General features: G+C 71.4%; 27 protein-coding genes and 1 pseudogene. 16 read left to right on the top strand and 12 right to left on the bottom strand.

All coding sequences use genetic code 11. The features are described from left to right. Nucleotides 1-17 precede the first annotated feature (17 nt). Nucleotides 18-389 carry a winged helix-turn-helix transcriptional regulator gene (locus tag Val02_RS15450; RefSeq protein ID WP_203899736.1) on the bottom strand — a complete coding sequence of 124 codons (372 nt, stop codon included), beginning with the start codon at nt 387-389 and terminating at the stop codon, nt 18-20. A gap of 91 nt (nt 390-480) precedes the next feature. On the opposite strand from Val02_RS15450, the gene Val02_RS15445 reads away from it, so the two are divergent. Further along, nucleotides 481-1,320 carry an SDR family oxidoreductase gene (locus tag Val02_RS15445; protein WP_203899735.1) on the top strand — a complete coding sequence of 280 codons (840 nt, stop codon included), beginning with the start codon at nt 481-483 and terminating at the stop codon, nt 1,318-1,320. Nucleotides 1,321-1,464: 144 nt separating this feature from the next. Here Val02_RS15445 and Val02_RS15440 read toward each other — a convergent pair whose 3' ends face one another. Continuing rightward, nucleotides 1,465-2,946 (bottom strand): gluconokinase, encoded by a 1,482-nt coding sequence (locus Val02_RS15440; protein ID WP_203899734.1) that lies wholly within the window; start codon nt 2,944-2,946, stop codon nt 1,465-1,467. A 162-nt stretch (nt 2,947-3,108) separates the two neighbouring features. On the opposite strand from Val02_RS15440, the gene Val02_RS15435 reads away from it, so the two are divergent. Together Val02_RS15435 and Val02_RS15430 are read left to right on the top strand one after the other, a co-directional pair. Next, nucleotides 3,109-3,882 carry a hypothetical protein gene (locus Val02_RS15435; protein ID WP_203899733.1) on the top strand — a complete coding sequence of 258 codons (774 nt, stop codon included), beginning with the start codon at nt 3,109-3,111 and terminating at the stop codon, nt 3,880-3,882. Between the two features lie 50 nt (nt 3,883-3,932). After that, entirely contained in the window at nt 3,933-4,784 is an 852-nt protein-coding gene (locus Val02_RS15430; protein WP_203899732.1) for an SCO6745 family protein, read from the top strand. Here Val02_RS15430 and Val02_RS15425 read toward each other — a convergent pair whose 3' ends face one another. Further along, a complete protein-coding gene (locus Val02_RS15425) occupies nt 4,785-5,360 on the bottom strand; it encodes a TetR/AcrR family transcriptional regulator (RefSeq protein WP_203899731.1) in 576 nt (191 codons plus the stop codon). 100 nt (nt 5,361-5,460) lie between these two features. Between Val02_RS15425 and Val02_RS15420 the strand changes: the two genes are divergently transcribed. From Val02_RS15420 to Val02_RS15410, 3 genes are read left to right on the top strand one after another with little or no spacing between them, the layout of a single operon-like run. Next, nucleotides 5,461-5,838, top strand: a complete 378-nt coding sequence (locus tag Val02_RS15420; RefSeq protein WP_203899730.1) for a DUF4267 domain-containing protein — start codon at nt 5,461-5,463, stop codon at nt 5,836-5,838. 30 nt (nt 5,839-5,868) lie between these two features. Then, nucleotides 5,869-6,336: an SAM-dependent methyltransferase gene (locus Val02_RS15415; RefSeq protein WP_203899729.1), complete on the top strand. Its 468-nt coding sequence runs from the start codon at nt 5,869-5,871 to the stop codon at nt 6,334-6,336. Between the two features lie 29 nt (nt 6,337-6,365). Continuing rightward, the gene (locus tag Val02_RS15410) at nt 6,366-6,902 is read left to right on the top strand and encodes a nucleotidyltransferase domain-containing protein (RefSeq protein WP_203899728.1); all 537 of its coding nucleotides are present in this window, start codon (nt 6,366-6,368) and stop codon (nt 6,900-6,902) included. A gap of 302 nt (nt 6,903-7,204) precedes the next feature. On the opposite strand, the gene Val02_RS15405 is transcribed toward Val02_RS15410, so the two are convergent. Then, a complete protein-coding gene (locus Val02_RS15405) occupies nt 7,205-7,723 on the bottom strand; it encodes an HIT family protein (protein WP_203899727.1) in 519 nt (172 codons plus the stop codon). 781 nt (nt 7,724-8,504) lie between these two features. Here Val02_RS15405 and Val02_RS15400 point away from each other — a divergent pair. From Val02_RS15400 to katG, 4 genes and pseudogenes are all read left to right on the top strand, one after another. Continuing rightward, a complete protein-coding gene (locus tag Val02_RS15400) occupies nt 8,505-9,035 on the top strand; it encodes an AAA family ATPase (RefSeq protein ID WP_239152947.1) in 531 nt (176 codons plus the stop codon). After that, nucleotides 9,013-9,270 carry a hypothetical protein gene (locus Val02_RS47360; RefSeq protein WP_239152946.1) on the top strand — a complete coding sequence of 86 codons (258 nt, stop codon included), beginning with the start codon at nt 9,013-9,015 and terminating at the stop codon, nt 9,268-9,270. Before Val02_RS15400 ends, Val02_RS47360 begins: the two co-directional genes overlap by 23 nt. A 702-nt stretch (nt 9,271-9,972) precedes the next feature. Continuing rightward, nucleotides 9,973-10,605, top strand: a pseudogene (locus tag Val02_RS15390) (aquaporin); the annotation flags it as partial. A gap of 129 nt (nt 10,606-10,734) precedes the next feature. Continuing rightward, complete coding sequence (katG, locus tag Val02_RS15385) at nt 10,735-12,966, top strand: catalase/peroxidase HPI (RefSeq protein WP_203899725.1); 2,232 nt, start codon at nt 10,735-10,737, stop codon at nt 12,964-12,966. Between the two features lie 200 nt (nt 12,967-13,166). Here the strand turns inward: katG and Val02_RS15380 are convergent, their stop codons facing one another. From Val02_RS15380 to Val02_RS15370, 3 genes are read right to left on the bottom strand one after another with little or no spacing between them, the layout of a single operon-like run. Then, entirely contained in the window at nt 13,167-13,430 is a 264-nt protein-coding gene (locus Val02_RS15380) for a hypothetical protein (protein ID WP_203899724.1), read from the bottom strand. After that, nucleotides 13,427-14,095 (bottom strand): Type 1 glutamine amidotransferase-like domain-containing protein, encoded by a 669-nt coding sequence (locus tag Val02_RS15375; protein ID WP_203899723.1) that lies wholly within the window; start codon nt 14,093-14,095, stop codon nt 13,427-13,429. The genes Val02_RS15380 and Val02_RS15375 overlap by 4 nt, the downstream gene beginning before the upstream one ends. 46 nt (nt 14,096-14,141) lie before the next feature. After that, entirely contained in the window at nt 14,142-15,029 is an 888-nt protein-coding gene (locus tag Val02_RS15370; RefSeq protein WP_203899722.1) for an alpha/beta fold hydrolase, read from the bottom strand. Between the two features lie 304 nt (nt 15,030-15,333). Between Val02_RS15370 and Val02_RS15365 the strand changes: the two genes are divergently transcribed. After that, entirely contained in the window at nt 15,334-16,938 is a 1,605-nt protein-coding gene (locus Val02_RS15365; protein ID WP_239152944.1) for a long-chain fatty acid--CoA ligase, read from the top strand. Nucleotides 16,939-16,944: 6 nt separating this feature from the next. On the opposite strand, the gene Val02_RS15360 is transcribed toward Val02_RS15365, so the two are convergent. Continuing rightward, nucleotides 16,945-17,748, bottom strand: coding sequence for a polysaccharide deacetylase family protein (locus tag Val02_RS15360; protein WP_239152942.1), 804 nt, complete (start codon nt 17,746-17,748; stop codon nt 16,945-16,947). Between the two features lie 175 nt (nt 17,749-17,923). Here Val02_RS15360 and Val02_RS15355 point away from each other — a divergent pair, with 175 nt between their 5' ends. Further along, nucleotides 17,924-18,616, top strand: a complete 693-nt coding sequence (locus Val02_RS15355) for a TetR/AcrR family transcriptional regulator (RefSeq protein ID WP_203899720.1) — start codon at nt 17,924-17,926, stop codon at nt 18,614-18,616. An 8-nt stretch (nt 18,617-18,624) separates the two neighbouring features. Here the strand turns inward: Val02_RS15355 and Val02_RS15350 are convergent, their stop codons facing one another. Further along, complete coding sequence (locus Val02_RS15350; protein WP_203899719.1) at nt 18,625-19,266, bottom strand: GOLPH3/VPS74 family protein; 642 nt, start codon at nt 19,264-19,266, stop codon at nt 18,625-18,627. A gap of 202 nt (nt 19,267-19,468) precedes the next feature. Between Val02_RS15350 and Val02_RS15345 the strand changes: the two genes are divergently transcribed. Genes Val02_RS15345 through Val02_RS15335 form a run of 3 tightly spaced genes read left to right on the top strand, consistent with a single transcriptional unit; the run spans nt 19,469 to nt 21,276 of the window. Continuing rightward, a complete protein-coding gene (locus Val02_RS15345) occupies nt 19,469-20,080 on the top strand; it encodes a TetR/AcrR family transcriptional regulator (RefSeq protein WP_203899718.1) in 612 nt (203 codons plus the stop codon). A 40-nt stretch (nt 20,081-20,120) separates the two neighbouring features. Beyond that, nucleotides 20,121-20,516 (top strand): DUF3159 domain-containing protein, encoded by a 396-nt coding sequence (locus tag Val02_RS15340; protein ID WP_203899717.1) that lies wholly within the window; start codon nt 20,121-20,123, stop codon nt 20,514-20,516. Nucleotides 20,517-20,529: 13 nt separating this feature from the next. Continuing rightward, a complete protein-coding gene (locus Val02_RS15335; protein WP_203899821.1) occupies nt 20,530-21,276 on the top strand; it encodes a phosphotransferase family protein in 747 nt (248 codons plus the stop codon). A 56-nt stretch (nt 21,277-21,332) separates the two neighbouring features. On the opposite strand, the gene gap is transcribed toward Val02_RS15335, so the two are convergent. The 3 genes from gap to Val02_RS15320 all read right to left on the bottom strand — a co-directional run bounded on the left by gap (nt 21,333) and on the right by Val02_RS15320 (nt 24,196). After that, complete coding sequence (gap, locus tag Val02_RS15330) at nt 21,333-22,328, bottom strand: type I glyceraldehyde-3-phosphate dehydrogenase (protein ID WP_203899716.1); 996 nt, start codon at nt 22,326-22,328, stop codon at nt 21,333-21,335. Nucleotides 22,329-22,420: 92 nt separating this feature from the next. Continuing rightward, entirely contained in the window at nt 22,421-23,359 is a 939-nt protein-coding gene (locus tag Val02_RS15325; protein ID WP_203899715.1) for a GlxA family transcriptional regulator, read from the bottom strand. A gap of 63 nt (nt 23,360-23,422) precedes the next feature. Beyond that, a complete protein-coding gene (locus Val02_RS15320; protein ID WP_203899714.1) occupies nt 23,423-24,196 on the bottom strand; it encodes an NADPH-dependent F420 reductase in 774 nt (257 codons plus the stop codon). Nucleotides 24,197-24,398: 202 nt separating this feature from the next. On the opposite strand from Val02_RS15320, the gene Val02_RS15315 reads away from it, so the two are divergent. Then, a complete protein-coding gene (locus tag Val02_RS15315; protein WP_203899713.1) occupies nt 24,399-25,022 on the top strand; it encodes a TetR/AcrR family transcriptional regulator in 624 nt (207 codons plus the stop codon).

Raw genomic sequence — 25,022 nt, 5'->3', positions numbered from 1 at the left:
GAGGCGACAACGGCCCGCTATCGCGTCCCGGCCGTCGACAGCCGCCGGGTTATCCGGTCGAACAGGTCGGTCAGCGGCTCCGCGACGTCCTGACCGAACTCGGTCAGCGAATACGTCACCTGCGGCGGTGTCGTCGGCTCGACCTCGCGCCGGAGCAGTCCGTCCTCGACCAGTGCGCGCAGGGTCTGGGCGAGCATCTTCTCGCTGACGCCCTGGATGCTCTCGCGCAGTTCGTAGAAGCGCAGGTCGTTGCGGCGCAAGGCGATCAGGACCCAGACGCCCCACTTGCTCGTCACGTGGTCGACCACGTCGCGGGCCACGCAGTCGGTGTGAAACACCTCATGCCGCCGGCTGTCCGGAGCGTTCGTGAACTGCGCGCCTTCGGTCACGTCATGAGCTTACCGAAAGGTATGTACTTACCAAAAGTAAGTACCGCTCCTAGCGTCGTGGCCACAGCGCACATCGAGCGAGGAGCTGAACATGATCGTGGTAACCGGGGCGACCGGCAACGTGGGCCGGCCGCTGACGCGGGCACTGGCCGGTGCCGGCGAACGGGTGACGGCGGTGTCGCGGCACGCCGCGGCGGTGCCGGACGGCGTTCGGCACGTGGCGGCCGACCTGACCGAACCGGCCGGACTCGCACCCGTGCTGACCGGAGCGAAGGCGTTGTTCCTGCTGCTCTCCGGGGACCTGCACGCCGCCGGAGCGCGCCCGGGCGACCTCATCGCGCAGGCCGCGTCCAGCGGGGTCCGGCGCGTCGTCCTGCTGTCGACGCTGGGCGTGGTGACCAGGCCGCACGGCACGACTCGCGTGGTGGTACGCGCGGTCGAGGACGCGTTGCGCGAATCAGGTCTGGAGTGGGCGATCCTGCGGCCGGGTGGCTTCGCCTCCAACGCCCTCTGGTGGGCCGGATCCGTTCGCGCGCAACGGGTCGTGGCCGCGCCGTTCGGCGACGTGGGGGTGCCGATCGTGGATCCGGCCGACATCGCCGACGTCGCGGCGGCCTGCCTGCTGGAGGACCGGCACACCGCCGGCGTGTACGAACTGACCGGCCCGGAGGTGATCACGCCCCGCGGGCAGACCCGGGCGATCGCCGACGCGCTGGGCGAGCCCGTCCGGTTCCAGGAACTCACACGGGAGGAGGCGAGGGCCGGTATGACCCGGGCCATGCCGGCGGAACTCGCCGACGACACCCTGGACATCCTCGGCTCGCCGACCCCGGAGGAGGTGCGGGTCAGGCCGGACGTCCGCCGGGTCCTCGGCCGCGACGCGCGCCCGTTCGCCGACTGGGTCGCCCGCCACATCGCCGCCTTCCGCTGAGGCCGCCGCCAAAGCCGGGGCCGCCGCCAAGAGCCGAGGCCGCCGCCGGAAGCCGAGGTGGGGCCGGCTCGTCGTCCCGCTACGCGGCCCGGCCCACGAGCGGGTCCTCCGACGCCCGTCGGATCCGTGTCTCAGCCTTCCGCCTCAGCGGCGCACGAGCGCGTCGTACACCTCGGCGAACCGGGCGCGCCGCCCCGCGTAGTGCGCGACGTGCGCGTCGCGGGGCTCGTACGTCCGCCCGGTGGAACGGGCCGCGCGCGGGACGTCCGGGGCCAGCACGTCCAGCGCGAGCAGGGCCGTGCCGCGTTGGGTCGCGCGCCGTCGGGTCACGTGCGTGACGGGCCGGCCGAGCACGTCGGCGAGGACGCCCAGCCACTCCGGGTGGTCGTTGCTGACCCGGCCGGCCGCCGCGACCTCGACGACCTGCGGGGCGGCGGGGTGCAGTTCGTCGGCGACGCGGGCGTAGGTCATGGCGACGCCCTCGACGATCCCGCGGAACATCGTGTCGGCATCGGTGGCGGCCGACACGCCGCCGAGCGTGGCGCGTGCGCCGCCGACCCAGCCCGGTGCGCGTTCCCCGGTGAAGTAAGGAAGGACGAGCGGGGCGGCGTCGCTCGGCGGCGCGGCGAGGACCTCCGCGAGCGTCGGGCTCAGGCGCAGCGTGTTCTCCGCCCAGCTGACGGCGCGGCCGACATCGTTGATCGCCCCGCCGAGCAGGGTGCGGCGCGCGTCGACGCGGTAGTTCCACAGGCCGAACGGCAACGGATCGGCCGGGCCGTCGAGCAACACCCGCAGCGCGCCGCTGGTGGCGGTGGCCGCGGTGAGGACGGTGGCGTCGTTCGCCCCGGAACCGAGGTTGCTGGCGAAGCCGTCGGTGATGACCGGGAACCACGCGGCGCGCGCCAGGGCCGGCCATCGTGTCGGGGCCGCGGCGTGCACCGGCTCGGTCGGGTCACGCGGCGGGGAGAGCTGCTCGGCGGCGATGCCGGCGGCGGCGAGCAGCTCGGCGTCGTACCCGCCGGTGCGCCGGTTCAGCAGGCCCGTCCACGCGGCGGTGGAGGTGCCGGCGAGCGGCTGTCCGATCAGCCGGTCCAGGATGAACTCGCCCAGGGACCACCAGGCCGCGGCCGCGGAGACGACGCGCGGCTGCGCGGTCGCGAGCCAGTGCAGGCGCGGGGCGTGGTAGCTGGTGTGCAGGCGGGTGCCGGTGCGTTGCTGCAGCGCGCGTTCGTCGAGCGCCTCCCGCAGCTCGGTGACGGCGGCGGCGCTGCGGGAGTCGGCGTAGGTGAGGCACGGCGTGAGCGCGCGCCCGGCCGGGTCGACGGCGATCAGCGACGCGGCGAAGGTGTCCATCGCGACGCCGCCGATCCGGGTCCCCAGGCGCGGGTCGCCGGCCACCGCGTCGAGGATCTCCTCAACCTCCGTGGTCACCCGCTCGGGGTCGATGGTCGAGGTGCCGTCGGGCGCGACCGTGAACGCGTGCGGCACCTTGTGGTGCAGGCCGTGCACCGGCCGCCCGGACGCGTCGTGGACACCGCCGCGGCTCGCGGTCGAACCGATGTCCAGCGCGACGACCAGCGGATCCAGCGCCGCGTCGAGAGTGACGTCGTCGTCGGTGCCGGTCATCGCAGTCCTCGTCGTCGGCGGCGGGGGTCTGCGGTCACCCTAGCCCGGGAGGCGTGCGGCGGCGCGCCAACGGCGTCGGGCGCATCGCACCGCATGCAACGGGTCGATGACCCGGCGCAAATCCGCTGGGCCGGGACTCCGGCGATGTCGCATCATCGGGCGATGGCCGGTTCCGCGCGTGACCTGTTCGCATCCCTGGCACCGGACGAACGCGCGCTGCACCGCTGGGTGGCCCCGCGACTGGACCCCGCCGCGCTGGAGGAGATCGCCGCGGCCGACTACGGCGTCGATGTGCCCGAGCACCGCCGGGCCCTGGACGATCTGGTGCACAGCCCCTGGCTGCCCGACCGGCTCGCGTGGCACCCCGGCGAGGTGCTGGCCCTCACCCGATGGGGGAGGCCGACCGATCGGCGCGGCCACCTGGGCCGGCTGTTCGCCTGCGTGTTCCTGGTCAGAGCGGTGACCGCCGGGGACGATCCGGTCGACTCCCTCGGGCCGCTGGTGGATTCCGCGTGGGAACTGGGGGAGCCGGCCCGCGCCGCCGCCGTGCCGTTCCTGGCCTGGTGCCGGCTGAACCTGCCGGGCGACTGGCGCGACGAGCCGTCCGCGCCGATGTTCCTGACCCTGGCGATCCTGCTGCTGCGGGCGGAGACCCCGGCCGCCACCGCGTTGGCCGCCGTCCTGCTCGACGAGCTGAACGCCGTGCTCACCGACCCGGACCTGCCGTGGCACAAGCGCCCCCGCTCGCCGCTGTTCGCCCGCCGCTCGGACGCGGCGTCCACCCGCCGGCTCTGGACGGACCTCGTGACCCGCTGCCTGGTGGCCAACCCGGCCGTCGCCGACCCCCGGCTGACCGCGCTGGGCAGGGCCCTCGGCGGCGACACCACGATCTCCATCGGCGAAGATTTTCGGCGGACGTTGTCGGATCGCGGCTGAGCCGTTCGTGGAGCGGGTGAGCCGTCCCGCGATCACAGGAGATGATTCGGATGCGATCCCTGGTCCGCGACCCCGCCGTCACCGGCGACACCGCCCGCCGCCTGCACCGTCTCGTGGAGCCGATCCACCTGGTTACCTACTTCGCCGACGAGCCGGAGGACGCGCTGCGGGCGCTCGGCCTGCGCAACACGTGGGACGCCTACTTCGCCGGCCGGGCCGCGCCGCTGGGCCGCGTCCCGGCCGGGACGGTCGACGCGATCTTCTACAACTTCGCCGCCGGCGAGGTGGCCCGCCACATCCCCCGCGTCTGGGACCTGACCACCCCGGCGGAGGCGCTCGCCGCCCGCGAGCGGGGCAGTGTCGCGGCCCTGCGGCGTATTCTCGGCGAACTCGTCGACGCCCCCGCCCTCGCCCGTGCCGCCGACCTGGCGACCGAGGCGGCGACCAGCGCCTCGACGCGGGGCCGGCCGCTGTACGCCGCGCTGCGCGCGCTGCCCGTTCCGCGGGAGCCCGTCGCCCGGCTCTGGCACGCGGCCACCCTGCTGCGCGAACACCGCGGGGACGGCCATGTCGCCGCACTGGTCGCCGCCGGCATCGGCGGGACGGAGTCGCACGTGCTGCACGCATTGTGGGAGGGTGTGCCGCCGGAGACGTTCGGCCGGATCCACCATCTGCCCGCGGACCGGCTGGCCGCGGTGGTGGCCGGGATGCGCGGCCGGGGGCTCGTCGACGGCTCCGGCGGGCTCAGCGCCGCGGGCCGGCGGACCAAGGCGCGGATCGAGTCGATCACCGACGATCTCGCCGCGGCGCCGTACGCGAGCCTCGGCCCCAACGACCGCGCGCGACTGATCGCCGACCTCACACCCGTCGCGGCGCGGCTCGACGCCGCCGGCTCGCGATAGCTACCCGCCGGCGGCGACCCCGGCGACGAGGAGGTCGATCCGCTCCTCCTGCCCGGCCGGCGGGATGCGGCCGCTCTCCGACAGGACGGCGATGCCGTGCAGTGCGCTCCAGATGACCTCGGCGAACAGTTCGCGCCGTTCGTTGTCCGGCCGCAGACAGTTGACGAACTCGTCGAAGCAGGCGCGCAGCGGCGCCGGCGTATCGACGCTCGCGAACTTCAGGTTGGTCGGCAGGATGAACATGGCCTGGTAGAGCGCGGGACGCTCGGTGGCGAAGCGCAGGTAGGCGGCGCAGACAGCGCGCAGGGCCCGGGCCGGTTCGGGGGCCGAGCGCCGGGCGCGACCCAGATCGCCGGCCATCTCCACGAACCCGTCCAGGGCGACGGCGCCGACGATGGCGTCCTTGCCGTTGAAGTGGCTGTACAGCACGGGCTGGCTGTACTCGACCCGTTCGGCCAGCCGGCGGGTCGTCACCGCCTCCCAGCCTTCGGCCTCGGCGAGTTCGCGGGCGGCCGTGATGATCATCTGATGGCGCTGGGCGCGTTCGCGTTCGCGGCGCTCCCTGGTGGCGGACATGAGCCGATCCTAGCAGTGCTAGACATTCTTTCGTCGCTACTCTAACGTCGCTATAAGTTCTAGCGCTGCTAGATTTCTGTCGGACCAGGGGAGGGACCCCATGCTCATCGACGTCGCCTACGTGCTCACCGGGATCATCGGCGCATTCGGCGTCTTCCTCGGCCTCAACGCCTTCCGGACCCCCCGCGCCGCCGCCGGCTTCGGCATTCCCGACACGCCGACCGGCGACCCCACGTTCCGGGCCTGGCTGAGCGTCAAGGCCGTGCGCGACATCGCCGCCGGAGTCTTCACGTTCGTCGTGCTCGCCGGCGGGACACCGCACCTGATCGGCTGGTTCGTCGTGGCGGCTGCCGGCATTCCGGTCGGCGACGCGCTGGTCGTGTGGCGCAGCAACGGCCCCAAGCGGGCCGTCTTCGGCATCCACGGGGCCACCGCCGCGGCCATGCTCGCGGTCGCCGTCCTGCTTTTCGTCGGCTGACCATCACTCGTTCGAACGGGGAAACGCACCATGCTCAGCTTCGGGATCACGCCGATCGGCACCGTCCACAACGACCGGACCGACGTGCAGCACACGGACAACTGGGGATCCGTGCGCAGCACCGTCACCGTCGCCGAACGCTTCGGCGCCGCGTGCCTCCAGGGCTTGGCGGACTTCTCCCACGTGGAGGTCCTGTTCGTGCTCGACCGGTTCGCCGAGGGCGACGACTTCCGCGTGCCCCGCCCCTCCCGCGGCCGACCCGACCTTCCTCCCGTCGGCGTCTTCGCCGGCCGTGGCCCCCGCCGGCCGAACCGGATCGCGGTGACCTGCTGCGCCATCGAATCCGTCCGTGGCCGCGAACTGACGGTGCGTGGCCTCGACGCGGTGTCGGGTACCCCGGTCGTCGACCGCAAGCCGGTGATGGCGGAGTTCCTGCCGCGGAACGTCCGACAGCCGGCCTGGGTGAGCCGCCTGATGTCGGAGTACTTCCGGCCGTAGGCGGGCCTCCGGTGGCGCATACTTTCCGGATGCCCAGCAGCACCCCGCCCGGAGCGCGCACCACACTGGACGACGTGCTCTCCGTGCTGCGCCTGGCGGATCGGGCCGGTGCGCGGCTGTGGATCGACGGAGGCTGGGGAGTCGACGCGCTCCTCGGCACGCAGACCCGCGAGCACGGCGACCTCGACATCGCGATCGAGGCCCGGCATCTGGAACCCTTCCTGGCCGCCCTGTCGGAGCACGGCTTCGTGGCGGTGCGGGAGCAGAGCGCCACCGCGTGGAACTTCCTGATGCGGCGACCGGCGGGCCCCGTGGTGGACCTGCACGTCATCGTCCTCGACAGGAACGGCAACGGCGTGCTCGGACCGCCGGAAGCCGGCAACGCCTATCCGGCGGCCTCGCTGACCGGACGAGGCACGATCGGGGACCGGATCGTGGACTGCGTCGACGCGGAGTGGGCCGTCAGATTTCGCGATGCCTACGCGGGCGATGCCGGTGACCGCGCCGACGTGCTGGCCCTGTGCCGCCGGTTCGACCTGACGATCCCGCCGCAGTACTGCGGCTAGGGTGATGTTCGTGCGGGCGAGCGACGATCTGCGTCGAAGGCTGCTCAGCATCGGTGGCCGGAGCGCGAAGCATCGACAACGCCCCGGGGTGATCCGTGTCATCCACCCGTCCAGCCACTCAATGTCTGCAGCCAAGGAAATAAGTGCAGGCTAGGAGCAGTAGAGCGCGATGCGGGGCGCATGACCGAATTTCGGCTGGCTCCAGCCGACACCAGCGGCGGCCGGCGAGTCGGCGGTATGCCGGTAGACGCAGCCGATATGTCACCATCGCAGCCCTGGACCGCGCGGCCGGCGGCTCTGCGCTACACGCGGCGGGCGGCGTATAGCGTGCGTGCACGTTCGGCGAATGCCTCGACCGCGTCGTGGTCGGGCTTGTTCCCCGCTTCCGCCAGCGCCGTCTGCAGCATCGGCCCGAGCTTGCCGGGATGTGCGTTCATATCGCTTTGGCGGATGGGCTGAAGGATGAAATGGATGTGCGCGGCCCGGCCACCGTGGTGCGACCACTGGCACGTGTAGACCTGCACCGGATCCGTCAACTCCGTGACGACGTCGGCGGTCTCTCGCAGTACGGCACCGAGTTCAGAGACCTCTTCCTGGCTGAGGTCGGCGACATGAACGACGTGCCGCAGGGGAACGACCGCCAGCGCTCCGAGGCCGAAGGAGCCGAAGACGTGCATGATCGTCCAGTGCGGCGTCTGGTGGATCCGGCCGCCGGGCAGCGGTGCCCGGCCCGCCAGTGCGTCACAGGGAATGCAGCCGGCGACATCGTGAGCGGCTGGGCGATTCTCGATCGGATCGACCGGCGAACTCACATCTTCCACTGGGGTCTCCCGTCGGTCGGAATGGTAGAGCGCAACCATGATCGCAAACGGGCGTTACTCGGCTCGTTCCGGACGGTACCGAAGTGTCTATGTTGGTCCATCCGCGCGCCGCGAGCGGGATGCATGAAATCTTCGCGCCCTCATCTGCCGCCGATGGTGCGCTCGGTCGCCCGGTGAGGACGGGTACGACTGGGCGGCTACCCTGGCCGGCCAGGTCAACGGTAGGTGCGGTGCCGCTATGCCTGGGGTGTTGACCGCTTGGCCGGCCTACCCGTTGCAGTTCTGGCCCGGCGATTGGAAGCTCGCCCACGTTCTCGAAACAGACCAGCCGGTCAGCTGCCGGATGGCACCGTCACGCAGGTGGCCGGTGAACCAGCAGGATCATCGTGCGACGCCGTCTTGGCGTGCGTCGGCCGCCGGCCGCGCGAGTTGGTCCTGGAGTCGGTTGTGGCGGAACCGCTAGAAGCCGCCGGCCTGACACAGGACGCCGCGCTGGTGAGCCTCCGCGAGGAAGCCGATCAGGCGCAGCGGGGTGCGTCTGCGGACGACGAGCAGGATGCGGGCGAGGCCGAAGATGCCCCATTCGGTCGGGCAAGACCACCACGATCCGGCTGCTGTCGGATTTCCTGCGCCCGACGCGTGGCCGGGCCACGGTCTTCGGCCTGGATCCCCGGCGGGACAAGGCGGTCCTGCACCGGCGGGTCGGCTATCTGCCGGGTGAGTTGGCGTTTCCGGGCCGGGACAGGGCTGCGGACCTGTTGCGGTTCTTCGCCGATGCTCGATGAGCAAGGGCAACAAGCAGAAGGTTGGGCTGGTGCAGGCGTTCATGCACGAGCCGGATCTGCTGGTGCTGGACGAACCGACGAGTGGGCTGGATCCGTTGATGCAGCAGGAGTTCCTGGGGCTGGTGCGGGACGCGCGGGCGGCCGGGCAGACGGTGTTCATGTCCTCGCACGTGCTGGCGGAGGGGCAGCACGTCGCCGACCGGGTGGCGATCGTGCGCGACGGGCGGCTGGTCGCGGTCGAGCGGGTCGAGTCGCTCGGCAAGCGCGCGATCCGCACCGTCGAGATCCACTTCGGTGACCCGGTCGAGGCCGCCGAGTTCGCGGCGCTGCCCGGTGTGAGTGACGTGCTGGTGTCGGGGCCGGTGCTGACCTGCACCGTGAACGGCCGCCTGGATCCGTTGGTGAAGGCGGCGGCCCGCCACGACGCGGTGGACCTGCTGGCGAGCGAGCCGGACCTGGAGGACACGTTCCTGTCGTTCTACTACCACTCGGAAGGAGCCGGCGATGGTGCCCGCGCTGGTGCGTAAGACGTGGCGGGACGACCGCCGTTCGGTGCTCCGCTGGGCGGCCGGCGTCGCCGTGTTCACCTCGACCTACGCCGGCTTCGACAGCCAGTTCCAGGGCGCTGCGGAGCTGAGTGCGCGGGCACGCTGGCGGCCCGCACGATCGCGCGGCGCTGATCGCCACCTACATGGCGAATGCGATCAGGTCACGACCGCCGCCGGCGTGGTGCTGTTCGACCGCCGCGACGTCGGTGTCTGACCGGTCCTGGCTCGCCGCCGCCTCCGCCGACGTCTGGCATCTTCCCCGGGGGAACGTCGCCTCGCCCGGGCGGCCCGGCTCGGTGCCCGGGCGGCCGACGCCGACCTGCAGATGCCTGAGGTCGCCGACGGTCTGTTGCACGCCGCGCTCACCCGGTGGCACACCAACGGCATCGCCACGTCACGGGCACGCATGCCACCCACGGTAGACCGGTCGCGAACGGCGATCGTGGCGGATCCCGCCGAGCCGGGGTCCCGGCCCGATTGCCGATCGGTCTCAGCCGGATCCGGCGAGGCCGGTGGTCCGAGCGATCTGCTTCTTCGCCTTACGTCCGAGGTAGCTTCCGAGCGGCGGACAGGCGGAACCGGGCGGCTCGCGGCCGGCGGGCAGTGCGGGCGTCTGATCGACCAGATGCTCGGCCGCGGGCTGCTTGGCCGCAAGGCTGTACAGCAGTGCGAGTCCACCGCTGTGTATCTGGTGGGCTACGAGGCCGAGGTCGCAAGGAATGGATAAGGGTGCCTGGTGGATGCCGGTCTGTCGACCCGGGACTGTCGCTGTCGCGATCGACGTAAGACTTCCATTATCGGTTCGTAAGAACTATGCGAGTCGATTTCTGTAACGTTCTCCGCGCCGGCGCCATTGCTCGTCGTGTAAAGGCCGTGCCGCGTCAAATGCGGCTGGCCGCTGGACCGGGAGGAAAAGATGCGCAGATATGCAGCCGAGTTCGTCGGTACGTTCTTTCTGATCTTCACCATCGGGATCACGGTGACCAGTGCCAATGCATTGGCACCGATCGCCATCGGTGTCGTTCTGATGGCGATGGTGTACGCGGGTGGGCACGTTTCCGGTGCGCACTTCAACCCGGCGGTGACCGTGGCGGCCCTCGTGCGCGGCGCGGTCAGCCCCGGCACTGCGGCCGGGTACGTGGTCGTGCAGGTACTCGGTGGGGTGGTGGCCGCCGGCACCGCTCGGCTGGTCCTGAGGGGGGCGAAACCTGAAGCGCTCACCTTCACCGGCCGCGAGTTCGCCGTCGCGTTCGCCGCGGAGGCGCTGTTCACCTTCGCGTTGGCCTATGTCGTGCTCAACGTCGCCACCAGTCGTAGCCATCCCGACAATTCCTTCTACGGTCTCGCGATCGGCGGAACCGTCCTGGCGGGTGCGGTAACCGTGGGCGGCATCTCGGGAGGGGCGTTCAACCCGGCCGTCGCGATCGGCGCCGCCGCCATGGGCCTGATCTCATGGTCGGTCATCTGGGTGCACCTGCTCGCCGAGATTCTCGCGGGCGCCCTGGCGGGTGCCGTCTTTCTCGCGCTGAACCCGGCCGAACGTTCCCCGTCCGCGGTGGCCGGCGGGATATCCGACGTCGAACCGTCACGCGTGAGCCTCGCCGACTCGGCGACCGCGTAGTCCTGAGCTTCGGCCCGACTCGTAAGGAAATCGATGAACGACAATGGGGTGACCTCGATGGCCGAGAATCACGATGCGATCGTGCACGACTCGCAGGAGGGCAGTGCATCGAAATGTCCGGTCGCGCACGGCCGGGCTCCGCATCCGACTCAGGGCGGCGGCAATAGGGGCTGGTGGCCCAACCGCCTCAACTTGAAAATCCTGGCGAAGAATCCTGCGGTGGGCAACCCGCTGGGCGCCTCGTTCGACTATGCCGCCGCGTTCGACACCCTGGACCTGACCGCGGTCAAGCGGGACATCGCCGAGGTGTTGACCACGTCGCGGGACCTGTGGCCGGCCGACTACGGCCACTACGGTCCGTTCATGATCCGGATGGCGTGGCACAGTGCGGGTACCTACCGGATCAGCGACGGTCGCGGCGGCGCAGGTTCCGGCCAGCAGCGCTTCGCTCCGCTGAACAGCTGGCCGGACAACGCGAACCTGGACAAGGCCCGCCGCCTGCTGTGGCCGGTGAAGAAGAAATACGGCCGGGCACTGTCGTGGGCCGACCTGATGGTGCTCGCCGGCAACGTCGCACTGGAGTCGATGGGCTTCACGACCTTCGGGTTCGCCGGTGGACGTGAGGACGTGTGGGAGCCCGACGAGGACGTCTATTGGGGTCCGGAGACGACCTGGCTCGGCGACGAGCGGTACAGCGGTCAGCGTGAACTGGAGAACCCGCTGGCAGCCGTACAGATGGGGCTCATCTACGTCAACCCGGAGGGGCCGAACGGCAATCCGGACCCGATCGCGGCGGCCCGCGACATTCGCGAGACGTTCCGCCGCATGGCGATGAACGACGAGGAAACAGTCGCGTTGATCGCGGGCGGGCACACATTCGGCAAGACCCACGGAGCGGGTGCCTCCGACCACGTCGGGCCCGAGCCGGAGGGTGCGCCGCTGCAGGAGCAGGGGCTGGGCTGGCGCAACGGCTTCGGCACCGGCAAAGGCGTTGACACGATCACCAGCGGGCTGGAAGGCGCCTGGACCCACACGCCGACCCGGTGGGACGGCAGCTTCTTCGACATCCTGTTCGGCTACGAGTGGGAACTGTCGCGCAGCCCTGCCGGTGCGCAGCAGTGGAAGCCGGTGGGCGGCGCGGGCGCCGGTACCGTCCCGGACGCGCACGACGCGACCAAGACACATGCGCCGACGATGCTCACCACCGATCTGGCACTGCGGTTCGACCCGGTCTACGAACCGATCGCGCGGCGCTTCCACGCAGACCCGGCCGGGTTCGCCGACGCGTTCGCCCGGGCCTGGTTCAAGCTGACCCACCGCGACATGGGCCCGATCGCCCGGTACCACGGCCCCGAAGTGCCCTCCGAGGTGCTGCTGTGGCAGGACCCGCTGCCCGAGGCCACCCACAATCCGGTCGACCACGACGACGTCGCCGCGCTCAAGGCGCAGGTGCTGGAGTCGGGCCTGACGGTGTCCGAGTTGGTCTCCACAGCTTGGGCGGCGGCTTCGACGTTCCGCGGCAGTGACAAGCGTGGTGGCGCGAACGGCGCACGTATCCGGCTCGAACCGCAGAACGGCTGGGAGATCAACGATCCCGATCAGCTGGCTCGGGTGCTGCACACGCTGGACGGGATCCGGGAGCGTTTCAACACCTCCGCCGCTGGCGGCACGCAGGTCTCGCTCGCCGACCTGATCGTCCTGGGCGGTGCCGCCGCAGTCGAGGCGGCGGCGAAGGCGGCCGGGCACGCCGTGCAGGTGCCGTTCACGCCCGGCCGGGTCGACGCCACGGCGGAGCAGACCGACGTGGAGTCCTTCGCCGCGCTTGAGCCGTCCGTCGACGGTTTTCGCAACTATGTGGGCAAGGGCCAGCGGCTGCCTGCCGAGTTCATGCTGGTCGACCGCGCCAATCTGCTCACGCTCAGCGCGCCGGAGATGACCGTCCTGGTGGGTGGCCTGCGGGTGCTGGGAGCCAACCAGGGGCAGTCCACGGTGGGTGTGTTCACGGCGGAGCCGGGCACGCTTACCAACGACTTCTTCGTCAATCTGCTCGACCTGAACACGGTGTGGGCGCCGACGACGCCGGACGCCAACCTGTTCGAGGGGCGCGATGCGGCCACCGGTGCTCTCCGCTGGGTCGGCAGCCGGGCCGACCTCGTCTTCGGTTCCAACTCGGAACTGCGCGCCATCGCCGAGGTGTACGCCGCCGACGACGCCGGGGAGAAGTTCGTCGACGACTTCGTCGCGGCCTGGGCCAAGGTGATGGGACTCGACCGGTTCGACCTGACGTGACCGGGATCCGTCCGGGCCGTGCGAGCGGCCCGGACGAGCCGGCGGTCGGTGGCGCCCGAGAACACCGGCCGGGCGACATCGGCCTGGCGGTCGCACCGCGCTGGGGAATCGTGCCCAGTTCCTGGCCGATCGGTGTCGTACGGCAGGTCCGGAGACGCCGACGAAGATTCCCAAGTAGGCGACCACTCTCGGCCCCTCGGTCAGCCTGCCCGCCACCACGGCGAGAAATTCTCGTCGCGCCGCACCAACCAGGCGCCCTCGGCCGCGGACGTCCAGCCCGACGGATCGGACACCCGCATTACGAACGAGGCGAGCCCGGTCTCGGCCGTCCACGGCGGGACGAACGCGGTAGCCGCGTACCGCTCGCCGGCCGGTGTCGCCGGCGGTCCCGAGGATCGTCCGCCCTGCTCCGGCGTGAGCCACACGACGTGGCCGTCGAACGCAAACGCCGGCCCGCGCGTCACGGGTGGAACCGCCACCGGCCCTCGGAGACGACGTCCACCTCGTCGCCCCGGACGCGCACGGCCGTCTCGTCGTCGATGAAGTAGATCGGGAAGTCGGCCCGTTCGACGATGCGATCGGCCCAGGCGTCATCGCGCTCCGGGAAATCCGGCGAGTACAGGTGCGGCTTCAGATACCAGTCGAAGAGGCCGAACGGCGGCTGCACGGTCGTCGCGCCGAGCACACGCAGATCCGCGGTGTCGCCGATGACATCGGCGGAGCGTTCCGTGAGGTTGCGGCTGAACATCATCGACCCGGCGCTGAACCCGACATAGACCCGGCCCCGCAACGCGTCCAGGAAGCCGGCGGCCAGATCGTTGCCGGTGATGCTGCGCGCGAGGTGATAGTGGCTGCCGCCCCCGACGTAGATGACGTCGGCGTGGCGCAGCCGGTCGAGCACCAGCCGCTGCGGCAGGCCGTTCAGCTCCAGGACGTCGAACTCCCGCCAGCCGAGGCCGTGCACCCGGTTCAGGTCGGCGAGGAACCAGCCGTGGTCGCCGGGCTCGGCGAGGGAGGCCGTCGGCACGTACACGACGTTCGCCGACCCGAACGGCTTGCCCACCATCTCCCGCAGCGCATCCCGCAGGGCGTCGTTGCCCAGGCCGCTCGACGTCAACAGAAGCTCCACCCGGCGAGCGAACCACACCGCACCGGCGCAGCCCGGAGCGGGGTTCTCAGCCCGCACGCCGTTCCCGCACGGTCAGCACGGCGTCGGCGAACGCCGCGGGTGCCTCCTGCGGGAGGTTGTGGCCGGCGTCGACCAGCCGGTACTCATGCCCGGCGACGAACATGGGCGCGTGATCGGCGGTGCCACCCGGCTTCAGCGTGTCGGTGGCGCCGTCCAACGTCACGGCCGGCACGGTGATTCTCGGGCGGGCGGCGAGGCGGGTTTCGAGTTCCTCGTAGGCCGGATCGCCGGCGACCTGGCCGAGCGCGTGCCGGTAGGCGTGGACGACGACGTCGACGAAGTCTGGGTTGTCGAACGAAACGGCGGTCCGGGCGAAGGTCGCCTCGTCGAAGGCCCAGCGTGGGGACCATTGCCGCCACAGCATCCGGCACAGGTCCCGGCGGTGCGCGGCAAGGCCTTCGCGGCCGCGTTCGGTCTGGAAGAGGTGCTGGTACCACACGGTGTGCTCGACGAGCGGGTCGAACGCGTGCCGTTGCCGCTCGATGTCGATGATGTCGTAACCGGCCAGCGACACCAGGCCGGAGACCCGCTGCGGCCACAGTGCGGCCGCTACGCAGGACGCCAGGCCGCCCCAGTCGTAGCCGGCCACGATCGGCCGGTCGAGCCGCAGGGCGTCGACCAGTGCGATGAGATCCGATCCGAGCGCGGCCTGCTGCCCGCTGCGCACGGTGTCCGCGGAACGGAAACGCGTGGGGCCGAAGCCCCGCAGGTACGGCCGGATCACCCGGGCGCCGTGCGCCGTCAGCGCCGGCACGACCTCGTCGTAGGCGTGGACGTCGTAGGGGAAGCCGTGCGACAGGACGACCGGCCAGCCGTTCGACGGCCCGTCCTGAAGATAGGCGACGGACAACCCGCCGGCCTCCACATGATCCATGACCCCACCATACGAACCCCGGCCGCGGCGGAACCGGCGAGACGCGATCGACCGCTCGCGCCTCGCCGGTCGTCCGGCCACGCCAGCGGGATGGCGTCGACCACCCGCTTCGGAACGGCGCCACGACTCGGATCAGCGTTCCGTCGGCCCCGTGGTGGATGTTTCGCACACTTCGACGGCCCGAACGTCATGAAGAACCTCCCTCTTTCGGGCAAGTGCCGAACCCTACAGTTCATCGAAGCGCGCCCATGGGAAGGGCCGAACCGGGTCCGGCGGCACATCGAGGAGAAGAATGCGCGGCCTGATGCAACACGCTCCGCTGGACGTGGCGACCCTCATGCGGCGGGTGGAACAGCTCTTCGCGCACAAGCGCGTCATCACCGCCACGGCCACCGGGGAGAACGTCGCGACGTGGGCCGACGTGGTGACCCGCGCGCGCCGGCTCGCGGCGGTGCTCGACGCGCTCCACGTGCCGCACCAGGCCCGGGTCGGCACCTTCGGCTGGAACTCCCAACGCCACGTGGAGCTGTACCTCGCCGTGCCGAGCGGCGGCCGGATCCTGCACACCCTCAACCACCGGCTCTTCGACGACGAGCTCACCTACATCGTCGCCGACGCCGCGGACGACGTGCTGTTCGTGGACCGTTCGCTGATGCCGCGGGTGTGGCCGCTCGTCGACCGGCTGCCCACCGTGCGGCGGGTCGTGGTGATGGACGACGGCGGCGCGGCGGAACTGCCGGCCGACCCGCGCATCGCCGACTACGAGGAACTGCTCGCGGGCGTGCGCGCACCGGCGTCCCCGACCGCGGTGGACGAGAGCGACGCGGCCAGCCTCTGCTACACCTCCGGCACGACGGGCCGGCCGAAGGGCGTGCTCTACAGCCACCGTTCGATCGTGCTGCACGCGTTGATGCTGCTCGGGGTCGACAACTTCGCCATCAGCGAACGCGACGTGGTGCTGCCGATCGTGCCGATGTTCCACGTCAACGCCTGGGGGCTGCCGTACGCCGCCATGCTGGCCGGCGCCGATCTGGTGCTGCCCGGCCCGGCGATGTCCCCGGAGGCGCTGGCCGCTCAGCTGTCCCGGCACCGGGTCACGTTCTCCGGGGCGGTGGCCACCGTCTGGCGCAGCCTGCTGCCCCTGCTGGGAACGGTGGATCTGAGCAGCCTGCGGATGGTGGTCTCCGGCGGCGGCGCGCTGCCCGACTCGCTGTCCAAGGCGTGGCAGGACGGCACCGGCATCCCGTTGACGAACGCCTGGGGCATGACCGAGACGAGCCCGGTCGTCACCTGCGCCCGGCTGTCGAGCGCGCACGAGGGCCTCGACGCCGACGCGCGACGGGAGGTGCTGCGCAAGCCCGGGCCGCCGCTGCCGCTCACCGAGATCAGGATCGTCGACGAGGCGGGCGCGCCGGTCGAGCCGGACGGCACCCCGGGCGAACTCCAGGCGTACGGCCCGACCATCGCCGCGGCCTACTTCGGTGCCGACCCGTCGCCGTCGTCGTTCACCGCCGACGGCTGGCTGCGCACCGGCGACGTGGGTGCGCTCGACCGGCACCGCTACCTGGAGATCATCGACCGCACGAAGGACATGGTGAAGTCCGGCGGCGAATGGATCTCCTCCGTCCTGCTGGAGAACGAGATCATGGCGCACCCCGCGGTGCACGAGGCCGCCGTCATCGCGATCGACGACGAGCGCTGGGGCGAACGGCCCCTCGCCTTCGTGGTGCCGGTCGCCGATCGGCCGCTGGACGAGAACGACCTGCGGGCGCACCTCGCCGGACGGGTCGCGTCCTGGTGGATCCCGGAGAAGATCCTGATCCTGGACGAGATTCCGAAGACGGCGACGGGCAAGTTCTCCAAGGTGTCCCTGCGGGCACTGGTGCGCGACGGCGAGGTTGCCGGGTAGGCGCACTCACGGGGTTGTGCTGCCGGCGCCGCCGAGCGTCATCAGTTCGGACACCGTCGCGAAGCGGAATCCGCGCGCTTTCAGGCCGGCGAACATGTTCCCGAGTTGGCGCAGCGCCACCAGCCGGCGGGCGGCTCCGATGTCGTGCGCCAGCACGATCGAACCGGGGGTCACGCTGTCGATGATGTCGCGCGCCTGGGCCTGCGGGTCGCGGCGGAAGTTGCGTTCGCGCATCTGATGCGACCAGAGCACGATGTGGTAGTTCATCGAGTCGGCCGCGAGGACGGTCGAACCGCCGAGGTGCCCGTACGGCGGGCGCAGCAGCGTGGGGGCGCGGCCGGTGATCCGCTCGATGGTGTCGTGCCCGCGCTCGAGTTCCTCGGTCACCCGCTTGCGATCGAGGGTGGCGAGATCGGCGTGCGACCACGTGTGGTTGCCGACCTCGTGGCGGTCCAGCCGTCCGCGCACCAGGCGGGCGTGGGTGGCCAGGTTCCGCCCGACCATGAAGAACGTCGCCGGCACCTGCCACTCGTCGAGCGCGTCGAGCACCATCGGCGTCCAGCGTGGGCCGGGACCGTCGTCGAACGTGAACGCCACCACCGGCTCCTGCGTCTTCACGAAGTACGTGATGGTGGTGCTGGGGCTGCGCGCGGCGGTCAGGACGTCGGCGGCCGAGGCGTACCCGCCGCCCAGCGCCGGCTTGTCCAACGCGAGCGCCTTGCGCGCCAGGGGGACACCGAGCGCGCCACCGACCGCGCCGGCGGCGGTGAACGCCGCTCCGGTCAGGAACTTCCGGCGACTCAGCCCCATTCCGACACCCCACGTGTGATGACAACGATGCGCTTGTGTAGAACAGCGTCACATCGTGGGAAGCGGATGGCCTCCTTCTCAAGATCGGACCGCACCCCCGGTCGCGCTCGGGGGTCGACCCTCAGAACGCTCAGGGTCGATTTGCCGTGGTGTCACTAAGTGACTACGCTTTTCGATGGTGAAGTCTTCCGGGGACGGTGCGGGCGCCAAGAAGGCGCGGAGCCGTCCGCTCGACGGTGCCGGTGACCGGTTGGCCGACGCGCGGATGGCGGTCTCGCGGCACGCCGTGACGCTCTTCCTCGCTCGCGGGGTGTCGGCCACCAGCGGCGACGACATCGCCGCGGCGGCCGGCGTCTCCACCCGGACCGTGTGGCGCTACTTCCGGTCCAAGGAAAGCTGTGTCGAGCCGATGCTTGCCGCGTCGGCGTACCGGTTCATCGCCCCGCTGCGCCGGTGGCCGCTGCACGCGACGTTCGAGGACTTCCTGCTCGAGGACTTCGCCGAGGTCCCGCCGACGCCGCAGGACCTCGCCGACGACGCCCTGTCGATGGGCCTCATCTCGCTGGTGCGCGACGAGCCGGCGCTGCGGGCGTCGTGGTTGATGGTGTGCGGCCAGGCCGAGCAGGCGTTCGTCCCGGTCGTCGCGCGGCGCCTGGACCTGCCCGTCGACGAGTTTCGGGTCTCCCTGAGCGCCGCGACCGCCATGGCCGCCGCCCGGGTGGTGCACGAGGAGGTCGCCGTCACGGCGGTCACCGGTGTGCGGACGTACACGGTCGAGGACGTGGTGCGCCTGCTCGGCAAGGCCATCCGGGCCAGTACCGCCGAGCCCATCTGCGATCCGCGGCCGCGGCGGGCGTTCCTGGCCTGAGCCGGCCGTTACGACCAGCCGCCGTTGTAGGAGCGGGCGGTGGCGTTGGCGGTGCGCAGCGCGATGGTCAGTCCCGGGGCGACGGGCTCGACGTGCGCGGCAAGGCTTTTCAGCCGCTTGCGGTGCGTCCAGCGTTCGGACAGCGTCAGAACGGTGTCGACCTCGGCCTCGGCGGCCAGGACGGCCGTCAGCAGCCGGTCGACGGGAAGCTCGGCGACGTCCCGCCCGCCGATGACGGCGTCGCGCACCTCGTTCCTGAGTCCGCGCACCGCCTCGCGATCGCGCACGAGCACCTCCGCGCCCTGGAGCGGATTGCGCGGGTCCACCGAGACGGCACCGGCTTCGGCGAGTTGACCGCGCACGAACGCCTCCGCCGTGTGCGCGTCGTGCGAGATGAGGCTCACCCAGCGCCGCGGCCTGTCGGCGGGGGCGTACCGCAGCACCGACGCGAGGAACGGGTCGTCGACGGACGTGCCCGGGACGCCGGCCGCCTTGCCGCGCCGGTAGGTGACGAGGCCGCGCAGGGACAGTTCGGCCAGGGCGGCCGCGCGCATCAGTTCGCCGCGGAAGCGGGCCGCGGCGATGACGGGTCGGTCGCCGTCGACGGCGCAGCCGAGCAGGTACATCCGCTGGGGGAGGGGCCGGTTCATGGTGGTTCTCCAACCTGTCGTGTCATCCGTAGTCATCACGACCGTGTCACTAAGTGACAGCACTGTCAACGACGATCATCGGTCAACAATCCGTCCAACGCGATTTGCTGGGGATATTCGGCAACTTCCGGCGCGGGCTTGTCGTGTCGGGCGCCCGGTGGGACTCTTTGCGATGGCATCAAGTGACAGGAGGGTGACGGTGGTGGACCACGACAGGCGGCTCGCGGTCTCCCGCCACGCCGCCGCCCTGTTCTGTCAGCGGGGGATGGCGGCCACCAGCGGGGACGACCTCGCCGCCGCGGCGGGGCTGTCCACCCGGACGATCTGGCGCTACTTCCGCTCGAAGGAGGGCGCCGTCGAGCCGCTGCTCGCCTCCTGCGCCCTGCGCTTCATGACGCTGCTGCGACGGTGGCCGCTCGAAGCCTCACTCGAGGACTTCCTGACCGGCGAACTGACCACCCACCCGGCCGCCGCGCAAGCGGTCGCCGACGACCTGCAGGCGATGCGGATCATCCGCATGACCGAGGACGAACCGGCGCTGCGCGCGACCTGGCTGATGGTGTGCGCGACGGCCGAGGACGCCTTCGCGCCGATCATCGCCCGGCGGGTGAACCGGCCGACGACCGAGGTGACGGTGCGCATGACGGCGGCGGCCGCCACCGCGGCGGTGCGCGTGGTCACCGAGCAGATCAGCGTCGCCGTTCTCGCCGAGGCGCGCCGGTTCGGGGTCGACGACGTCGTCGCCGCCCTCTGCCCGGCCGTCCGCGCCAGCAGCCACGAGCCGTTCTGCGATCCCGCCCCCTACCGCGCCTGAGTTCCCCGACAAGAAGGATTTCCCGTGCAGACCGAGAACCTTGATCCCACCCGGCCGCAGCGGGCGGCGACGTCGCTGCTGGAACGGATGGGCGGGCCGACCGGCCTGGCCCCACACCTACCTGCCGATCGTCGTCTTCGCCCTGGCGAACGGGCTGTTCGGCCTGTGGGGTGCGATCTGGTGCGCCGTCGGCGTCGCCGTGGCGCTGTGCGCGCTTCGCCTGATCCGCCGGGAGCCGGTCATGCCGGCGATCTCCGGACTGATCGGCGTCGCGGTCGCCTCGTTCGTCGCCTACCGGACCGCCTACGACCGGGCCACCCTCACGCTGTTCGCCGTCTTCGCCGCCCGCTTCGTCGCACCCGGCGATCCAGGGCGTTCACCGTGCCCGCACCGCCGGCGGCGGCCCCTTCGTGATAACCCGTTGCGGGGTCGGTGATCACCGACCGATGATGGCCGGCGTGTCGGGGATCGAGGTCGTCGTCGCCCATTCCGAGCGGGCGACCCTGCGCGTCGGCGACGTGTTCCTGAAGGTCGACACCGATCAGGCGCGCATCGACGTCGAGGTCGCGGCGATGGGCATGGTGCCCGTTCCGACGCCGGCGGTGCTGTGGCGCAAGCCGCCCGTGCTCGCGATCGCCGCCGTCCCGGGCACGGCACTCGGCCGCCTCGGCGAGCCCTCGACGGCCTCGTCGGCGGCGTGGACCGCGGCGGGCTCCGCCGTCCGGAAGCTGCACGACGCGCCGCTGCCGCCGTGGCCCGGCCGCAGCCTCGACGAGCACGCCGCGCGGCTGGACGCCGAATGCGAGTGGCTGCTCGCCAACGACGTTCTCCCGGCCGACCTGGTCCGGCGCAACCGCGAGATCGCCGAGGCCGCGCTACGGCCGTGGCGGCCGGTGTTCGTGCACGGCGATCTGCAGCTCACCCACGTGTTCGTCGATGATGACGAGATCACCGGCGTGATCGACTGGTCCGAGGCGGCGCGCGGCGACGCGATGTTCGACCTCGCCATCCTGACCCTCGGACACGAGGAACGCCTCGACGACGTCGCCGCCGGCTACGGAGGCGACGTCGACCTCGACGTGATCCGCGGCTGGTGGTCGTTGCGCAGCCTGTCGGCGATCCGCTGGCTGGTCGAAAGCGGCTTCGACCCGTTCGCGCCGGGCTGCGAGGTCGACGTGCTCCGGGCCCGCATGTGAGCCGCAGATCCTTCGAGGCCGTCACGCGGGGACCGGCCGCGGAGTGACGCCGGGCGTCACACGGCGAGGTGTTCGAGGGTGTCGATGACGCGGTTGGCGAAGCCCCACTCGTTGTCGTACCAGGCGACCACCTTCACGTGCCGGCCGTCGACGCGGGTGAGCAGGGAGTCGAAGACGGCCGAGGCCGGGTTGCCGGTGATGTCGCCGGAGACGAGCGGTTCGTCGGCGTACTCCAGGATGCCGTGCAACGCGCCGTCGGCCGCGGCGCGGTAGGCGGCGAGCACCTCGTCGCGGGTCACCGGGCGGGTCACGGTGGTGTTGAGTTCGACCAGCGAGCCGACCGGCACCGGCACCCGGATCGAGTCGCCGGAGAGCCTGCCGTCGAGGCGGGGGAGGACCTTGCCGATCGCCTTGGCGGCGCCGGTGGTGGTGGGTGCGATGTTCACCGCGGCGGCGCGGGCCCGGCGCAGGTCGCGGTGCGGGCCGTCGTGCAGGTTCTGTTCCTGGGTGTACGCGTGGATCGTGGTCATGAAGCCGTGTTCGATCACGGTCAGGTCGTCGAGGACCGATGCCAGCGGGGCCAGGGCGTTCGTGGTGCAGGAGGCGCTGGAGACGATCCGGTGGCGGTTCGGGTCGTAGGCGTCGGTGTTGACCCCGAAGGCGAGCGTCACGTCGGCGCCGTCGGAGGGCGCGCTGACCAGCACGCGGCGGGCGCCGGCGTCCAGGTGGGCGCGGGCGGCCTTGGCGGCGGTGAAGCGGCCGGTGGCCTCCAGCACGACGTCGACGCCGAGGTCGGCCCACGGCAGGTCGGCCGGGTCGCGTTCGGTCAGGATCCGGATGCGGCGGCCGTCGACCACGAGGTCGGCACCGTCGACCGCGACCGGGCGGCCGAGGCGGCCGAGCGCGCTGTCGTACTTCAGCAGGTGTGCCAGGGCTTCCGGGGCCGCGAGGTCGTTGATCGCCACCACGTCGAGCTTGCTGTCGCGATGCAGCAGGGCTCGCAGGGTGTTGCGTCCGATGCGTCCGAAACCGTTGACGGCGATGCGGGTCATGCCGCCATCGTCCGTGGCCGGTCACCGCCCGGACAGTGGCGCGACCGCCATCGTGCGCAAGGTTCTCGCCAACAAGATCATTTGTGGGAACGTCATGAGGAGAACGTGTGGCGGTACTCCGTCGGCGACGTTCCGAGGATGCGCTGGAAGTGCAGGCGCAGGTTGGCGGCGGTGCCCAGCCCGACCCGGTCGGCGATCTGCTCGACCCCCAGCTCGGTGCGCTCGAGCAGCTCCCTGGCCAGGTCGACGCGGGCGCGCAGGACCCACTGCATCGGCGTGTACCCGGTGTCCTCGACGAACCGCCGGGAGAACGTGCGCGCCGACACCCGGGCGTTGCGGGCGAGCGCCTCGAGGGTGAGCGGTTCGCCGAGGCGCGCCAGGGCCCACTCCCGCGTGTCGGCGAACAGGTCGCCGAGCGGCTCCGGGATGCTGCGCGGAACGTACTGGGCCTGGCCGCCGCTGCGGTACGGCGCGGCGACCAGGCGCCGCGCCACGATGTTCGACAGGCCCACCCCGTGGTCGCGGCGCACCAGGTGCAGGCACAGGTCGATACCGGACGCCGCCCCGGCCGAGGTGAGCACGCTTCCCTCGTCGACGAAGAGCACGTTCTCGTCGACGTCGACGCTCGGGTGCCGCTCGGCGAGCGCACGCGTGTAGTGCCAGTGGGTGGTGGCCCGCCGCCCGTCGAGCAGCCCCGTCGCGGCGAGCGCGAACGCGCCGGTGGAGATGGCGGCGAGCCGGGTGCCCCGCCGGTGCGCGGCCCGCAGCGCGGCGACGACGGCGGCCGGCGGCGCGGTGGTGACCGGTTCGCGGTAGCCGGGGATGAAGATGGTGTCGGCGTCCTCGAACGCCGCCAGGCCCTCGGCGACGTGGTACGACAACCCGTCGCCGCCGGTGACGAGGCCGGCGGCGGCGCCACAGACCCGCACCCGGTACGGCATCGTCGGCCGGCTGGCGAACACCTGCGCCGGGATGCCGACGTCGAGCGGCTTCGCGCCGTCCAGGACCAGGACCACGACCCGATGACTCATGTGGCGACGATGCCATTACCCGCAAGGATCCCGCCAGTGCGGCCGGCCGCAACGGCCGTTCGGTCAGGCGATCAAGCGGTCGTCGGTGAGCTTGCGGGACGTGCCTGCGAGCAGGGTGCGCAGCCGGTCCGCGGGTAGTGGGACGGCACCCGGGTCGGCGGCGGGCGGCTGCGGGGCGGTGCCGGAGCGCAGGGCTGCTACGAGCTGTACCCATGCGGCCCACATCGCGTCGGGGTCTGCGCAGTACGGCAGGACGTAGGGGTCGGTCTCGGGTTCGAAGCGCCAGCTGTCGGCCAGGGAGCCCGCGTCGACGGCGTCGAATCCGAGCCGGCTGATCAGCTCGGCGGCGCCGGCCTTGGCCTGCGGGTCGTTGGCGGCGACGGGTAGGGCGGTGCGGTCAGCCGCACCGGCGGGACGCGCCAACGCGGAGATGTGGTGTTCGCTGACGTTGTTGAAGGCCTTGACGAGATGGGCGCCGGCCAGCTGCTGTTGGACGAATTCGCTGGTGGTGATCTCACCGGCGTCGAGGGCGGGGATGTGGCCGTCGCGTGTCGCGTAGTAGTTGCCGGTGTCGAGCACCACCTTGCCCGCCAGTTCAGTCGCGGGGAGCTGCTGGTATGCGGCGAGCGGGAGAATGCTCACCACCACCCAGTCACCGGCTCGGGCGGCTTGCTCGGGGGTCGCGGCACGGGCCCGGGCGCCGAGTTGCGCCACTTTTTCGGTAAGCGTTTCCGGACCGCGGGAGTTGGCCAGGATGACGTCGAGCCCCGCGGCGATTGCCTGCTTGGCGATTCTGGTGCCGATGGTGCCGGCGCCGATGATGCCGAGTGTTGCCATGGAAGGTTCTCCTCATCTCGCGGACGCAGTCGTCCGCCGGTGGTGCCGAAGTCGAGTCGGGGTGGGACCGAGGCCTCCGGCCCGAGAAAACCGGAACAGATGCTCCGGTTGAAGCTAGCATTAAGCGGAGCGCCTGCTCCTGTTTTCCGGGTCACAGCGGAGCGCCTGCTCCGAATCTGGGTCACGCCGTACGCTGGACGTCGTGACGCTCGCCGACCACGCCGCTCCCGCACCCAGGCGCGGCCGCTGGGCCGATGCCGAGCGCAACCGGGCCGCGATCATCGAGGCGGCCGGTCAGGTCTTCGCCGAGTGCGGCGGTAGCGTGGACGTGCGGGAGATCGCCCGTCGCAGCGGCGTCGGCATGGGCACCCTCTACCGCCACTTCCCCACCAAGGACGAGCTGCTCACCACCGTGCTCGAACAGCAGTTCAACGCCTGGCTGACCGACGCCCACCAACAGGCCGTGGCGACCGAGGACCCCTGGCAGGCACTTACCGGCTTCTTCGAGCAGCTGCTCGACAACCAGGCCGACAACCGCGCCGTCGTCGAGAGCTACGCCACCACCGGCGGCCCCAGCGAGTACTGCGTCCAGCGCTGCTACTCCCTCATCGACCAGGTACGCACCCGCTGCGTGGACGCCGGCGTTCTGCGCCCCGGTGTCACCACCGAGGACCTGTTCCTGCTCAGTGGCTCGCTGAGCCAGGCCGTCCTGACCACCGCCGACAGCCACCCGGGTCGGTGGCGCCGCCTGCTGCGCATCTCCCTCGACGGCCTCAGCAGCCGCAACACCGAACCGCTACCTGAGCCCGGCACGGCCGGCTCTTGA

This window comes from Virgisporangium aliadipatigenens (genome assembly GCF_016863615.1).
GTDB classification, from domain to species: Bacteria; Actinomycetota; Actinomycetes; order Mycobacteriales; family Micromonosporaceae; genus Virgisporangium; species Virgisporangium aliadipatigenens.
This window is presented reverse-complemented; position numbering and strand designations above follow the sequence as displayed.